The 13,788-nt window shown below is 46.8% G+C and carries 17 protein-coding genes; 12 read left to right on the top strand and 5 right to left on the bottom strand.

The window, feature by feature from the left end; translation table 11 throughout:
- Positions 1-4: 4 nt before the first annotated feature.
- From lptC to grxD, 10 genes are all read left to right on the top strand, one after another.
- Positions 5-700 carry an LPS export ABC transporter periplasmic protein LptC gene (gene lptC / locus E4K71_RS11700; RefSeq protein WP_135079771.1) on the top strand — a complete coding sequence of 232 codons (696 nt, stop codon included), beginning with the start codon at positions 5-7 and terminating at the stop codon, positions 698-700.
- Complete coding sequence (locus E4K71_RS11705; protein WP_135079773.1) at positions 700-1,524, top strand: LptA/OstA family protein; 825 nt, start codon at positions 700-702, stop codon at positions 1,522-1,524. Before lptC ends, E4K71_RS11705 begins: the two co-directional genes overlap by 1 nt.
- Positions 1,525-1,573: 49 nt before the next feature.
- Complete coding sequence (gene lptB, locus E4K71_RS11710) at positions 1,574-2,350, top strand: LPS export ABC transporter ATP-binding protein (RefSeq protein ID WP_135079775.1); 777 nt, start codon at positions 1,574-1,576, stop codon at positions 2,348-2,350.
- A gap of 17 nt (positions 2,351-2,367) precedes the next feature.
- The gene (gene rpoN, locus E4K71_RS11715; RefSeq protein WP_135079777.1) at positions 2,368-3,891 is read left to right on the top strand and encodes an RNA polymerase factor sigma-54; all 1,524 of its coding nucleotides are present in this window, start codon (positions 2,368-2,370) and stop codon (positions 3,889-3,891) included.
- Between the two features lie 227 nt (positions 3,892-4,118).
- On the top strand, positions 4,119-4,682 hold the full coding sequence (raiA, locus tag E4K71_RS11720) for a ribosome-associated translation inhibitor RaiA (protein ID WP_135079779.1): 564 nt from the start codon (positions 4,119-4,121) through the stop codon (positions 4,680-4,682).
- A 47-nt stretch (positions 4,683-4,729) separates the two neighbouring features.
- Complete coding sequence (gene ptsN, locus E4K71_RS11725; RefSeq protein WP_135079781.1) at positions 4,730-5,197, top strand: PTS IIA-like nitrogen regulatory protein PtsN; 468 nt, start codon at positions 4,730-4,732, stop codon at positions 5,195-5,197.
- Between the two features lie 79 nt (positions 5,198-5,276).
- Positions 5,277-6,437: a hypothetical protein gene (locus tag E4K71_RS11730; RefSeq protein ID WP_135079783.1), complete on the top strand. Its 1,161-nt coding sequence runs from the start codon at positions 5,277-5,279 to the stop codon at positions 6,435-6,437.
- A gap of 71 nt (positions 6,438-6,508) precedes the next feature.
- Entirely contained in the window at positions 6,509-6,742 is a 234-nt protein-coding gene (locus E4K71_RS11735) for a BolA family transcriptional regulator (protein WP_135079785.1), read from the top strand.
- Positions 6,743-7,654, top strand: coding sequence for an EamA family transporter RarD (rarD, locus tag E4K71_RS11740; RefSeq protein ID WP_135079787.1), 912 nt, complete (start codon positions 6,743-6,745; stop codon positions 7,652-7,654). It abuts the gene before it with no gap.
- Positions 7,655-7,714: 60 nt separating this feature from the next.
- Positions 7,715-8,050 carry a Grx4 family monothiol glutaredoxin gene (grxD, locus tag E4K71_RS11745; protein ID WP_135079789.1) on the top strand — a complete coding sequence of 112 codons (336 nt, stop codon included), beginning with the start codon at positions 7,715-7,717 and terminating at the stop codon, positions 8,048-8,050.
- A 53-nt stretch (positions 8,051-8,103) separates the two neighbouring features.
- Here the strand turns inward: grxD and E4K71_RS11750 are convergent, their stop codons facing one another.
- The 4 genes from E4K71_RS11750 to E4K71_RS11765 all read right to left on the bottom strand — a co-directional run bounded on the left by E4K71_RS11750 (position 8,104) and on the right by E4K71_RS11765 (position 11,614).
- Complete coding sequence (locus tag E4K71_RS11750; RefSeq protein WP_135079791.1) at positions 8,104-9,363, bottom strand: HD domain-containing phosphohydrolase; 1,260 nt, start codon at positions 9,361-9,363, stop codon at positions 8,104-8,106.
- A 392-nt stretch (positions 9,364-9,755) separates the two neighbouring features.
- Positions 9,756-10,154 carry a hypothetical protein gene (locus tag E4K71_RS11755; RefSeq protein WP_135079793.1) on the bottom strand — a complete coding sequence of 133 codons (399 nt, stop codon included), beginning with the start codon at positions 10,152-10,154 and terminating at the stop codon, positions 9,756-9,758.
- A 156-nt stretch (positions 10,155-10,310) separates the two neighbouring features.
- Positions 10,311-10,925 carry a 30S ribosomal protein S4 gene (gene rpsD / locus E4K71_RS11760; protein ID WP_135079795.1) on the bottom strand — a complete coding sequence of 205 codons (615 nt, stop codon included), beginning with the start codon at positions 10,923-10,925 and terminating at the stop codon, positions 10,311-10,313.
- A 140-nt stretch (positions 10,926-11,065) separates the two neighbouring features.
- Positions 11,066-11,614, bottom strand: a complete 549-nt coding sequence (locus E4K71_RS11765) for a hypothetical protein (RefSeq protein WP_135079797.1) — start codon at positions 11,612-11,614, stop codon at positions 11,066-11,068.
- A 176-nt stretch (positions 11,615-11,790) separates the two neighbouring features.
- Between E4K71_RS11765 and E4K71_RS11770 the strand changes: the two genes are divergently transcribed.
- Positions 11,791-12,585, top strand: a complete 795-nt coding sequence (locus tag E4K71_RS11770) for a hypothetical protein (RefSeq protein ID WP_135079799.1) — start codon at positions 11,791-11,793, stop codon at positions 12,583-12,585.
- A gap of 63 nt (positions 12,586-12,648) precedes the next feature.
- Entirely contained in the window at positions 12,649-13,161 is a 513-nt protein-coding gene (locus E4K71_RS11775) for a response regulator (protein ID WP_135079801.1), read from the top strand.
- A gap of 7 nt (positions 13,162-13,168) precedes the next feature.
- Here the strand turns inward: E4K71_RS11775 and E4K71_RS11780 are convergent, their stop codons facing one another.
- A complete protein-coding gene (locus tag E4K71_RS11780; protein ID WP_135082057.1) occupies positions 13,169-13,729 on the bottom strand; it encodes an HNH endonuclease in 561 nt (186 codons plus the stop codon).
- Positions 13,730-13,788 lie beyond the last annotated feature (59 nt).

Consider the following 13,788-nt stretch of genomic DNA (forward strand, 5'->3'; position numbering starts at 1 on the left):
ATTTATGGCATTGGCATTTAGCAAACGGCATTCCGGCACTCCGGCCTCGCGCCAGAGCTACCGTGACATGCATGCCATTTCCATATCCACACGTAAAACAGCCAGTCGCGCCTATAGCCGTTTCGTCCAACTGATGAAACTGTTTCTGCCGCTAATTGCCGTCCTGCTCATCACCATGATCATAATCTGGCCTCATCTGCAAAGTGATTCAAAACGCTTTGCCATTGGCTTTTCAAATATTGAACTCTCAGAAGCCAAAGACCCGTCTATGATCAACGCACGCTATATTGGCACAGATAATGACAATCAGCCATTTTCTGTCACAGCGGACATTGCCAAACAAACCGATGATGAAACCCAAAGCATCTTGTTGGAACTCCCAAAAGCCGATGTCACATTGAAGGATGGTACATGGTTGGTGCTGACATCAGATACCGGGATTTATGATCGCCCGACGCAATATCTGGAATTGGACGGGGCCGTCAATCTGTTTCACGATTCCGGCTATGAAATGCATACAGCCTCTGCCGGGGTGGACCTCTCGCTTGGTTCTGCCGAAGGACATACACCTGTTAAAGGTCAAGGCCCCTTCGGTAGCATTGAATCCGAAGGTTTTCGCTTGATTGATAAAGGGAAAACGATCATCTTCACAGGCAAGACAAAAGCCAAGCTGTTCCTGAACCGGATACAAGAAAAATAATGTTCAAAAAAGCCATTCCCCTGTTGATCGCATCCACCGTGCTGGCATCGCCGCTTCAGGCTCAAGATATCAATCTGGCCAGCGGGTCGCCCAACGCCCCTTTGGAAATCTATGCCGATAATGGAATTGAATGGCAACAAAACGCCCAGCTCATCATCGCCCAAGGCAATGCCGTTGCCAAACGCGCAGGCGTCACCTTAAATGCTGATGAATTACGTGCCTATTACACCGAAGATGACGCACAGCAGGAAGCATCGGGCAATACAAACATCCACCGCCTTGAAGCTTTGGGCGCAGTTAATATTGTCTCTGCCACAGAAAAAGTCACAGGGGATAAAGCGGTTTACGATTTAAAACGCGCCATTATGGTGGTCTCAGGCACCCGGCCCAAACTGACCACTCCACAAGATGTGATCAGTGCCGATGACACACTGGAATATTGGGAAGAACGCGCCCAAGCCGTTGCCCGTGGCAATGCCACAGCCGTACGTGAAGGGCGCAAGATCAAAGCCGACGTCCTTGCCGCCTTATTTATCAAAGATAAACAAGGCAACAGTCAAATTCACCGCGTCAATGCCTTTGGCAATGTAGTGATTGTCACAAAAACAGAACATATCACCGCCGATAAGGGCATTTATAATGTCAACAGCGCTGTTGCAACCCTGAGCGGGGCTGTAAAGATCAAACGCGGTGGCAATCTGCTCAACGGCTGTTCTGCCACGGTTAATCTCAAGACCAATACCAGCCGCCTCAAAGCCTGTGCAGGCACAAATGATAACCGGGTACGCGGGTTAGTCTTGCCAACCGCGAAAACTATGCAATAATAGTGCCACGCAAAAACAAAAAAAGGGCAGTTCGCTGGACTGCATCCATATGTCAGAAGAAGACCTGAACCCGAGATCAAATGCCCCCCATATTGTCGCTGACAATGAGGGTCTCGTCGCTGATGGACTGGGCAAACGTTTTAAAAAACGCCCCGTTGTGCGCGGGGCCAGCCTGAAAATTCAGCGTGGCGAAGTTGTTGGCCTGCTCGGTCCTAACGGAGCGGGCAAGACCACCTGCTTTTATATGATTACAGGCTTGATTGCCCCTGATTATGGTCAAATTACATTGGATGGTCATGACATCACGGACTTGCCCATGTATCGCCGTGCCCGCATGGGCATTGGCTATCTGCCGCAAGAAGCCTCGATCTTTCGCGGCATGACGGTCGAGCAAAATATCCGCGCTGTTTTGGAAGTGGTTGAACCTAAACGCAATCGCCGCGAGGCCCGACTGGAAGCCCTTTTGGCAGAATTTTCCATCACCCATCTGCGCCGTGCCCCTGCCCTTGCACTGTCTGGTGGGGAACGTCGTCGTGTTGAAATTGCTCGCGCCCTTGCCTCTCAACCTCATTTTATCTTGCTGGATGAACCCTTCGCCGGGATTGACCCGATTGCGGTGGGTGATATTCGTGAGCTGGTAAAACATCTGAAAGACCGGGGCCTTGGTGTCTTGATTACCGACCACAACGTGCGTGAAACCCTTGATATCATTGATCGGGCCTATATCATCCACGACGGTTCTGTCCTGATGGAAGGCACACCACGCGATATTGTTGGCAACGAAGATGTACGCCGTGTTTATCTAGGCGAACGGTTTACCCTTTAGGGCATGAGGCAACATCCATGGCATTAAGCGTCAGGTTAGATCTCAAACAGTCCCAGACACTCGTGATGACACCACAATTGCAGCAGGCCATTAAACTGCTACAAATGTCGAATCTTGAGCTTGGCAATTTTGTCGAAGAAGAACTGGAACGCAACCCGCTCCTGCAACGCGATGAAGGCGACAATGCCCCCATGCAGGAAATGGTGGAAGCTGAGACCAACAACAGTCCGGAAGGCGAAAGCCCTCCTGCACTGGAAGATATCAACCTCAACCAACAAGAAACGTCCAACAACGATTCCATTGATGCCGATGTGGATAATCAATGGAGCAGCGATACACCAGGTGATCAAACCCTTGCAGGTTCCGGCGGTTTGGACACCACCAGTTATGGGGCCTCCGCAGGATCAGCGAGTGGGGAAGACTTCGACTGGGCACAAAATATTACGGCTGACCTGTCTTTGCGCGATCATTTAATCGAACAGGTCAATCTCGATATTTCTCACCCGGCAGAAAAAATCATCGCGGCCCATATGGTTGAATTCCTTGATGAAAGTGGCTACTTCACCGCTGACTTACCGGAGATGGCCGATAGCCTGTCTTGCGATGTGAGTTTGTTGGAAAACGTGCTTCAAAAACTGCAAACACTGGACCCCGTAGGTATTTTCGCCCGCAGCCTGTCAGAATGTCTTGCCCTGCAGCTCAAAGACAAAGACCGTTTTGACCCGGCCATGGAACAGCTGGTTGAAAATCTGGACCTGCTTGGTAAACGTGATTTCCCGGCCTTGCTCAAGCTCTGTCAGGTCGATGAAGAAGATTTAAGCGACATGATTGCGGAAATTCAGGCCCTCGACCCGCGCCCTGCCCTTGCCTTTGACACGACCGAAGTGCAGGCCGTCACTCCCGATATTTTGATGAAACAGGGGTTAAAAGGCAAATGGCTGGTGGAACTCAACAGTGAGAACTTGCCCAAAGTGCTGGTTGATAACTCCTATTATGCCGAAGTGAACCAGCTGGGGCTGGATAAGGATTCCAAACATTATATCTCAGAATGTTTTCAAAATGCCAACTGGCTGGTCAAATCCCTTCATCAGCGCGCGACCACCATTTTAAAAGTCTCCACCGAAATTGTGCGCCAGCAGGATATGTTCTTTAAAAAGGGTGTGGAATACCTCAAACCTATTGTTCTGCGTGATATTGCCGATGCGGTAGAAATGCATGAAAGTACGGTTTCACGCGTGACGTCCAATAAATATATCGCCACACCACGTGGGATTTTTGAGCTGAAATATTTCTTTACCTCCGCCATCAACAGTTCAGAAGGCGGTGACGCCCATTCTGCGGAATCGGTCAAATTCAAGATCAAGCGCCTGATTGATGAAGAAGATCCAAAGAAAATCCTGTCAGATGACAAGCTGGTTCAGCTCTTAAAAAATGAAGGTATCGACATTGCACGTCGAACCGTGGCAAAATACCGTGAAGCCTTGGGGATTGCATCTTCTGTACAAAGGAGGCGGGAGAAAAAGGCTTTGTTAGGAAAGTAAATTGAAATCGCCAAACGCTTTTCCCACATATTCATGATGAACATCAAATTGGAGGGAAAGTGATTGGCATATATTAAGACTATTGACAGATAGGGACACTGCCACTAAGTTCCCGGCCTTCGCGTATGAAGTTAACGCTTCGTTAAGAAAACGTATCACGTTTGAAAGATTGAGACGCTTGCAGGGCCGGATAGAAAATTGGCTATAATCAAGCAGGAACTTCTATTATGAGAATTGCGGTACAAGGAAAACAAATGGACGTTGGCGACAGCCTGCGTACCCATATCGAAGACACGCTGAAAACAAATACTGAAAAGTATTTTGATAAAGCCGTTGAAGGCACAGCGACCGTTTCCAAGGACAAGCACCAATTTAAATCCGACATCACCGTCCATGTCGGCAAAGAAATTCGCGTTCAAGGCCGTGGTATGGCAACAGATGCCTATGCTGCTGTTGATGAAAGCATTGAACGTATCTCAAAACAATTGCGTCGCTATAAGCGTCGCCTGCGCGATCATCACCGCGAGCAAGACCGCGTCAGTGTCGAAGCCGTACCTTATACGGTCTTTGACGGCCATGAAGCCGAAATTGCGGAAGAAGCCGCAGGTCCAGCCATTGTGGCCGAAGTCGATAAGGAAATCCAGAAACTGGCGGTATCAGATGCCGTTATGCGGATGGATTTGGCCGATTTGCCTGTTCTGGTCTTCAGAAATAGTGCAAATGGCAACGTAAATGTGGTATACCGTCGTGATGACGGCAATATCGGCTGGATTGATCCAACAGGCGCTTAATGTTACGCGGCCATCGTTTTTAGAAACCGGAAAATATTATTAGACCAATGGAAATCTCAGATATTCTAACACCGGAACGTGTTGTAGCAGGCTTGCGTGCGACCAGCAAAAAGCAGGCTTTGCAAGAATTGGCACGTCACGCAAGTGAAGTAACCGGCCTGAATGAACGTGCGATCTTCGACGTCTTGCTGGAGCGTGAGCGCCTCGGCACTACAGGTGTGGGCAGTGGCATTGCTATCCCACATGGCAAACTCAATGAGCTGGATGGCCTTTATGGCTTGTTTGCCCGCATTGAAAAGCCCGTTGATTTTGATTCCATTGACGATGACCCGGTTGATCTGGTCTTCCTCTTGCTGGCACCTGAGGGGGCTGGTGCGGACCACCTAAAAGCTTTGGCCCGTGTTTCCCGCCTGTTGCGTGACGATAGTGTGTGTGAAAAACTTCGTGGTTCAGACACCAACGAAGCGCTCTATTCCATCCTGACGGAACAAGGTGAAAACCATCAGGCTGCTTGACGCCTAGTCAAAAGCGACTAAATACAAAACCGTCCCAATCTTTTGGGGCGGTTTTTCGTTTTGATAAGAAAGTAATCATATGGCTGATACAGTTGAGCTGGAAAAAGCTATAAAGCTCGTTGCACGCTATCAGAAACTCTATTTCGATCAATTCAGCCTTGATCCTGCAAAATATGGTCGCCCTTCTTCTGAAGAGGTTGAGACCCCATTAGGCCATTTTTTCAAAGAGGTTCTCTATCCTCATTTTACAATTGAAGAGACGGTTGACCTTTACAAAGAAGCAATTGCAGATCATCAACACAGCCATATTGGTACACGCTACGACCCTCCCCTTTTATGTAATATAATATCTCAATTGGTGGGCCAGTTAGAACAAGCAATTGCTCAATCCACGGCCTTACCCAAAACAAAACTCTTTTTTGCCACCCTGCCAACCGGGCAAATTCAGGGAAAGGTGATCCCCCCACAAGATAGTTCCTATCATTGTGTCATTTTAGAAACCGGCCTCTTTCGTTTTGCAGAAGGTATTTCCAAATTACTTCTCCTCTCTTTCCCTGAGGCAACAACAGAGAGTAATATTGGCTGCTTACATCTAGATGAGGCTTACGTCAGATCCCATATCCTCAAAAATGCCCAATTATTATGCCCAAATTTTTCATCTTTCATCGGCACATATATTTCTGAGGGTATACCTCACTTTGGGACAGACCTCCCCCATCCGCCAACAGATTTATACCTCCCCCTGTTAACAAGTCTGGAGCTTTTTGTTCTTGCCCATGAATATGGACATACGATTGCTCCATCTCAGCCTTCTTCTTTAACGACTCAACAGAAGGCCGAATTTAAACGACAGGAAGAATTTGATGCCGATATAATTGGGTTAGACCTCACAATGCACGCGCTAAACAATGGATCATATGACCCTGTTTTTGCGCTTGCTGGTGCTGAACTCTTTTTTGTGCTGGATGATTTCATCAAAGAGGCTAAACACATCATAAAACATGGAAGCGAACGCCCACAAAGCGGCGGAAGCACCCACCCCCTTTCCTCAGAACGCCGGGAAGCCTTACGCACCCATCTCAGTACATCTCTTTCGTCAACAGAATATCACAGGATCGAGCAGACCAGCACGAACCTTGTAAAGGCCCTGAATATCTATTGGGAAATCAACAAAGGTTTCTTTTTTGAAATGCATCACCAAGGTATCGAAATCTACAAACCATGGGACCCAGATGCTTAAAGCATTGACGCCCTTTACCTTCCGGCTATATCCTAGAACAGAAGCAATAAATAAAAACAGGAGAGACCACCATGGCTATGGAAGCACACGAAATCGAAAGCATGATCCGTGAGGCCCTGCCAGATGCAGAAATCCGGATTGAAGACCTGCGTGGTGACGGTGATCATTATGCCGCTTATGTGATCTCCCCCTCCTTTGAAGGAAAAAGTCGGGTTCAACAACACCAAATGATCTATGCAGCCCTTCAAGGAAAGATGGGTGGCGACCTGCATGCTCTGGCCCTGCAAACCAGCACGCCGGAATAAGTGAGTATTCCCCCCGCACACAACAGCCTGCTTTTACCGGTCAGCAGTGCAATTGCAGCCTATATTATGTGGGGGGCCTTCGGTCTTTATTTTAAAGCTCTTGATCAGGTTTCCGCTCTGGAAATCCTGTGCCACCGGATTGTCTGGTCCGTTTTCTTTCTGGCCCTGATCATGACCTTCACGAAACGTTGGTCGCCCACCTTTACGATCCTGCGTGATATCAAAACAGTCTCCCTTTATGCGCTGAGTGCCTTGTTGATCTCCATAAACTGGGGTGTTTATATTTTTGCTGTGATCTCAGGTCAGGCTCTGGAAGGCAGCATGGGTTATTTCATGATGCCTTTGGTTGCTGTTGCCCTAGGTGCTGTATTTTTCGCAGAACGTTTCTCCCGCATGCAAGCCCTTGCCATTGGACTGGCGGCTTGTGGGGTTCTCTATCAAATCATCGGATATGGCCAATTCCCGTGGATTGCCCTGACCTTGGCCCTGTCCTTTGGCTTTTACGGCATGTTGCGAAAAAAGGCCCCGGCAGATGCCATCGTCAGCCTGTTCATTGAAACCCTGCTGATTGCCCCAATCGCCCTTGCCTATCTCAGCTATCAGGCACAATTGGGTCAGGTCAGCTTCCTGAATGCCTCCATAGAAGTTCAAGCTTTAATGATGCTGGCTGGTCCCATTACAGCCATCCCCCTGATCTTGTTTGCCTTTGGTGCCCGACAATTGCGCTATTCAACGGTTGGGCTGTTGCAATATATTAATCCGACCTGCCAGTTTCTGCTTGCGGTCTTTATTTTTATGGAACCTTTCAGCACACATAATCTGATTACCTTTGGTTTTATTTGGTCTGGACTCATCCTATATAGCGCGGGAACAATCCGACAATCACGACGCCAAAAAGCTGCGCTATCTTGACAAAAGCCCTAAATCCCGCCATATCCGTATGCAGACATATTTGAGAAGGATTCTAAAGTCATGAGTGACAACCCGGTTTTTGAACGTATCGAACAAGACATCGCTGATAATTCTGTCCTGCTGTATATGAAAGGCTCACCGATGTTTCCACAATGCGGTTTCTCCGCCGCTGTTGTGCAAGTCCTGACGCATATCGGTGTAAAGTTCAAAGGTGTTGATGTTCTGACTGATCCGGAAATCCGCGAAGGAATCAAACAATTCTCAAACTGGCCTACAATCCCACAACTTTATGTCAAAGGCGAATTTGTTGGTGGCTGTGATATCGTGCGCGAAATGTTCGATAACGGCGAACTGGCCCAGCTTCTGAAAGACAAGGGTATTGAGACTGCTGCTTAAACGGCTCTGCCTTATCCTGTTTGTAAAAGCCTCCTGATTTTAGGGGGCTTTTTTCATTCGCCTTCCCGAATGGCGATTGTATAAAGCTCATCCTTATTGGCCGTGATGAACTTGTAAAGATCAGGGTCCAGCTCCCCCGCAGCAATCATTTTATCCATAATGGCCAAGACCTCATCCACTTTTAAACGATCACGATAAGGGCGTTTCTGACACAGGGCCTGAAAAATATCTGCGAGGGCCAAAATGCGTGTCGGCATGTCGATCCGCTCCCCTGACCAACCATAAGGATAGCCTGACCCATTCAATTTTTCATGATGTTCAGACGCCCATTTACCAATCGGTGTATTGGGGAAAATCGCATTTAAAACACGCTTGCTATCCATTGGGTGTCGCCGCATTTGAGCCAGCTCATATTGAGAAAGCCCAGCTGGCTTTTCCAGAATTTCATCGGGGGTACGCAATTTACCAACATCGTGTAACAATCCCGCGACCCGCAATGTGCGGCGCTCTTTTTCACCAAAACCGACAAACCCTGAAATCACATAGGCCAAATCCGCAACCCGTAAACTGTGATAATGGGTAAAAGGGCTTTTGGCATCGACAATCTGGGAAATTAATTCCCCAAGGGACTCGATTTCATCAAAGCGCAGACTGATCCGATGATCGCTGAATGAAAGTGTTTCAAAAATTGCCTCATCAAGAAACTCATCCTGTAGTTCCAACCAGAAGCTATCTTTCTGAACCGCTTCACAGGCTGCATTGAACAAGGTTTCGCTAAATAATGTCCCAACAAATGGTTTCAATTGGGCCAAAATATCATCGCGATTTAACAGGGCTTCATAATGCGGGTTATTCAACAGGAAAATACTATAAGCCACATCCAGACGATCAGCCAGAAAGACCAGATTGGCATGTTCCCTGACCCGATTATCCAAATCGTGAGGTAATTCTGACCAGCGGGTATGATGATAGCGAACGGCTTGTCCATAAGCAGCAAAAGGAGGGAAACTGTTTAAGAAAAACTCACCACGTACACAGTGGTCTTCCGCCCCATCCCATTCCATCTCATCAACCAGCTTTTGATGAAGGGCTGTTGAAGACACCCCACAATCATGCAACATCCCGGCTAATAAAATGAAATGACGACGATCTCTGTCCCAGCCAAGACAGTGGGCAATACGGTGGCAAATCAACCCAACACGGCGCCCATGACTGTGGTCATCAATCCCAACGTAATCCAGCGCCTTGGTCACTGTATGCGCCGCACGTCCCAAATCTATATCAAACCCGTTGAATTCTTTTAGATTTACCATCTTATAGTTTTTCTAATTTCACCTATCCCTGATTGAATATAGACAAAAAAGAACAAAAAGACTTAAACTTTTTTCGAATTTTACAGAGTTTTTCATGTATTTGAGAAACACGACATATAAAAAAACGCCCAGTCCAAGGACTGAGCGTTTTTCGTTTGGTTTCGTCTCGTAAAAATTAACGAGAGTAAAATCCACACAACAAACAGCACGCTGTAACTACGTTTCTTTCAAGCTACCCAGCCAAACGTGTCTAACTATTGTTCGTCATCATCCAAGCTTTATAAACACTAAAACTACATTTCCTGTAATTTTACTATCAGCTGTTGCTGGCTACTGTGAAGACACAGTTAAAACGACAGTTTTGTATTAGTGTCGTTTTTACATCCATTACTTTATTGTTTGGCTTGGCAGCCTTCCAACCACTCAATCGCCTCTTGTTCATCTCCAACAACATTAAATATCACGTTGGAGTTTTTCGTCATTGATTTAATACTTTCAGCTAAGCCCATAAGCTCTGCATCCTTACCAACAATGATAGCATTGTTGTACTGAACATTGCCAGTTTCCACACTATCAACTAATGCGGCAAATTCAGTCCAGTCTATAGCAAGCAAACAAGCTCTGCCTGCGTCTCCCCAATCCGTAATAATATTACAAGTTTCACAATCTTTAATGTGGAGAGCAGAAACAACAGATTTTACGACCTCTTCAAAACTAATCTCGCCTGTATATTTTTCATAAAAGCATGAAACTCCATTTTGCAGAATTTTTTCCTCAATACAAATGCCCACTACAAACCAGCTCCCGCCTAGCACTCTATAAATTCAACTTATCGTACAAATAATATGCCCAAATTAAAATACAAAAAAGCTGCTGCACAATAAAGTGCAACAGCCTTTTGTATTCTGTGCAACTCCCTGCATAACGCTGGGAATTGATACTGAATATTAACGAGAGTAATATTCGATAACCAGGTTCGGTTCCATTTGAACCGGGTATGGCACGTCTTCCAGCTTCGGTACGCGGATGAACTTGCCAACCATTTTCTTGTGATCAACTTCGACATATTCCGGCACATCGCGCTCACCAGAGGCGATCGCTTCCAGAACCATCGGAATTTCGCGAGATTTCGCGATAACTTCAACTGTGTCGCCTTCTTTAACCAAGTAAGAAGAAATTGTTACTTTCTTACCGTTAACCAGAACGTGACCGTGGCTTACGAACTGGCGTGCAGCAAACATAGTTGGTACGAATTTCATGCGGTAAACAACAGCATCAAGGCGTGTTTCCAGAATACCGATCAGGTTTTCGCCTGTATCACCAACGCGACGAACAGCTTCTTTGTAATAACGACGGAACTGTTTCTCAGAGATGTTCGCATAGTAGCCTTTCAGCTTCTGCTTACCCATGAGCTGCAGACCGAAGTCAGACACTTTACGGCGACGCTGGCCGTGCTGACCTGGACGGGAATCGCGGCGGTTGATCGGAGATTTTGCGCGGCCCCACAGGTTTACACCGAGGCGACGGTCAATTTTATATTTAGCGGCAATACGCTTAGACATAGGTTAAATCCTTCTTTTATAACCATTTTTCTTGTCCCGGTAGGCCGCAAGCGGCGTGATTAAAATAATCAACGTTCCCGGAAATTGATAAGGCGCGAAATATATAGATTTCCGCGCCTTTGTCAAAGGGATTCTAGTACCTAAAACATTCCCCCAATCAACGTACCCAATTGCCGCCCTTCATTGGAATATGTTTCTTTTGTCTTGGTCGTTCCGCCCTCTTCATCTCCTCCATCTGTTGAGGGGGGCTTTTTATCCAGATAACTTCCAGCAATAGAGCCGACAGCCGCCCCGGCTTGCTTCATAAAAGCTCGTTTTCGTTGGTCTGATTCTTTTAACAAATCTGTATGTAAAGAAGAAATCGTTTGATTAATGTTTTCCTGCGCATCTGAATATTGCTGGTGTGTTTTTTCAGCCTCATCTGTGCGCAACCCTTGAATAATCGCACCTGCAGAACCATCCGCAGCAGAAAAACCCGAAGCCCCCATTCTGGCTCTTTTCTTTGCCACCGCCTTTTTCAGCTGGTCTTTTCTTTCTTTTTCAGCACGTTCATAGGCTTCCCATTGCTCTTTAGCCTGCTGATCAGCGGCCTGTTGAGCAGCCCTTTGTTGAGCTTGTTGCTGTTTGCGTGCTGCCATCATTGACTGGGCCATAGTGGCAACAGTCATAAAAATAGTAAACGGATCCATTTACACCTCCATGAAAAAAGCCCCTACAAGATGAGGGGGCAAATAAACGAAAAGCATATACATTTAGATATACTCAAAACTACTAATTGCCAGAAACGACCTAAACGGCTATCATCTGGTACTACCACTATAAGAAAGAGAAATTACGTCTCCATAAAGTTATGGGGAGAAACGCCATGTACATTGTGGCAACCGTCAAACAATCTGGCGCAACATCTTTTGAGGGGTTTTGGGACAAGCAGCAGGCTTCGGCCTTCTGGTCCGAAATATGCACACGCGATAGCGCTAAGACATCTTTAGACCCGATTAAAGAGTTACACCTTTATACATCTGATGCAGGCTCCCTTGAGGGCGGGATCAAACTGGCACGACGCGGAGAGCTGGAAACAATCAAACAGCTTAAGCTTGATGCGATTCTCCCCTTAAAGGATGTGGTCATGTTAAGTGGCAAGGGGCGTGTCGATCAAAATACGATCAGGCAAGCCGATCAAAACCTGCATGCACAATCTGATGATTTTCTGACAATCTGCACAGAACGTTTACAGGAACTGGCCCGATATCTGGAAAATTTCACGCAAAAGGGCATTCAATCTGATGATGAATTAGCCGCCTTTAAAGATCTGATTTACGATATCAGAGTCATGGGAGGTAGTTTCAACTACCCTCTCCTTTCTGTAATTGGGGAACATTGCGAGAAATACCTTCTCAAGAAAGAAAAAAAGGGTCCATTAAGACCACAGGATTTCAAAACGCTGACGGCGTATTTCTCCGCCCTGACATTCATCGCAGATGAAAAAGTCCAGGGTCCGGGTGGAAACCTGGGCAAGCAAGTTGTCTCACGCCTGACAGATGTCATACAGAAGCGAACCGGCAGATTTGTTCCCCCGGCACAAAAAGAAAAAACCACCAAAGAAGCAGGTGTCATTTCACAGGAAGCCCTGAACAGCCTGCTGAACAAGACAACACATTAATGAACGGCACCATAAGCCACTAGAACACACTATTGATTTGGATTTTTGGGAAGGAGAGTTCAAATGCCTACACTTCACAGTTTCGGCCTGCAGAACCTATCTGTTTTAGTCGTTGAACGGGACCGCTTTGCTGCGAACTTGATACAAACAATTTTACATACCTTCGGCATCACCAAGCTCCATTTTGCATTCCACAGCGATGAGGTTCTGGAGTTTTTAAGTTTACAACAACCCAACCTGATCATCACAGAATATAAGCTCAAAGGCTGTGACACCATTGATATGGTCCGGCAAATCCGTAGCGCTTCTTTCGAACCTTACCAGCATGCCAATATTCTGATGATTACAGGCATTGCTGACCTGCAAACCGTCAAAGAAGCCCGAGATGCGGGGATCACCGAATTTCTGGCAAAACCTGTAACTGGATATAATTTATATAACCGCATTTGTTCCATGATTGCCCATCCCCGTCCCTTTACCGACTGTCCTGTCTTTAAAGGGCCAGAGCGAAGACGGCGCAAACAAACAATGTTTCCTGACCGCAGGTCCCACGATGAACTTGAGATCAGGATGTAGACACAGATTACTCTTCCAGCTCGCTATCCCAATAAAGGAAATCGCGCCAACTCTCATGAAGATGGTTTGGCGGGAAAAAGCGGCCTCGTTCCTGTAACTCAAAATTATTGGGGCGATAAGGTGGTGTTAGAAGCTGCATTCTCGCCTGCCTGACACTCATATGCCCCTTATGGGTATTACAGGGCCTGCACGCCGTTACAATATTTTCCCAATTCGTGCGCCCTCCTCTGCATTTGGGGATAACATGATCAAAGGTCAGATCATGGGCGGGCAATTCAATACCACAATATTGACAAGCAAACATATCGCGCAAGAACACATTAAATCTTGTGAATGCAACCCGTGGCGCAGGCTTGGCATATTGTTTCAGCGCAATGACACTGGGCAAACGGATTGTATGAGAGGGGGAATGCACACAGGTCTCATATTCCGAGACGACATTGACACGCTCAATAAACACATTGCGAATGGCTTCTTGCCAAGACCAGAGCGAAAGGGGGAGGTAGCTTAATGGACGATAGTCAGCATTAAGGACCAGTGCAGGAAAATGGGCCAGTGCAACATGCATCATGTCACAACCTCCTTATCTCTTTAGAATAACACTAACAAAGCGCTATGACAAAGAAG

The organism is Terasakiella sp. SH-1 (genome assembly GCF_004564135.1).
In the GTDB taxonomy this organism is placed as follows: Bacteria; Pseudomonadota; Alphaproteobacteria; order Rhodospirillales; family Terasakiellaceae; genus Terasakiella.

Excerpts from the sequence above, each read along its gene's own strand:
- lptC (WP_135079771.1), top strand. The coding sequence starts at position 5 with ATGGCATTGGCATTTAGCAAACGGCATTCCGGCACTCCGGCCTCGCGC.
- E4K71_RS11705 (WP_135079773.1), top strand. The coding sequence starts at position 700 with ATGTTCAAAAAAGCCATTCCCCTGTTGATCGCATCCACCGTGCTGGCA.
- lptB (WP_135079775.1), top strand. The coding sequence starts at position 1,574 with ATGTCAGAAGAAGACCTGAACCCGAGATCAAATGCCCCCCATATTGTC.
- rpoN (WP_135079777.1), top strand. The coding sequence starts at position 2,368 with ATGGCATTAAGCGTCAGGTTAGATCTCAAACAGTCCCAGACACTCGTG.
- raiA (WP_135079779.1), top strand. The coding sequence starts at position 4,119 with ATGAGAATTGCGGTACAAGGAAAACAAATGGACGTTGGCGACAGCCTG.
- ptsN (WP_135079781.1), top strand. The coding sequence starts at position 4,730 with ATGGAAATCTCAGATATTCTAACACCGGAACGTGTTGTAGCAGGCTTG.
- E4K71_RS11730 (WP_135079783.1), top strand. The coding sequence starts at position 5,277 with ATGGCTGATACAGTTGAGCTGGAAAAAGCTATAAAGCTCGTTGCACGC.
- E4K71_RS11735 (WP_135079785.1), top strand. The coding sequence starts at position 6,509 with ATGGCTATGGAAGCACACGAAATCGAAAGCATGATCCGTGAGGCCCTG.
- grxD (WP_135079789.1), top strand. The coding sequence starts at position 7,715 with ATGAGTGACAACCCGGTTTTTGAACGTATCGAACAAGACATCGCTGAT.
- E4K71_RS11750 (WP_135079791.1), bottom strand. The coding sequence starts at position 9,363 with ATGGTAAATCTAAAAGAATTCAACGGGTTTGATATAGATTTGGGACGT.
- rpsD (WP_135079795.1), bottom strand. The coding sequence starts at position 10,925 with ATGTCTAAGCGTATTGCCGCTAAATATAAAATTGACCGTCGCCTCGGT.
- E4K71_RS11765 (WP_135079797.1), bottom strand. The coding sequence starts at position 11,614 with ATGGATCCGTTTACTATTTTTATGACTGTTGCCACTATGGCCCAGTCA.
- E4K71_RS11770 (WP_135079799.1), top strand. The coding sequence starts at position 11,791 with ATGTACATTGTGGCAACCGTCAAACAATCTGGCGCAACATCTTTTGAG.
- E4K71_RS11775 (WP_135079801.1), top strand. The coding sequence starts at position 12,649 with ATGCCTACACTTCACAGTTTCGGCCTGCAGAACCTATCTGTTTTAGTC.
- E4K71_RS11780 (WP_135082057.1), bottom strand. The coding sequence starts at position 13,729 with ATGCATGTTGCACTGGCCCATTTTCCTGCACTGGTCCTTAATGCTGAC.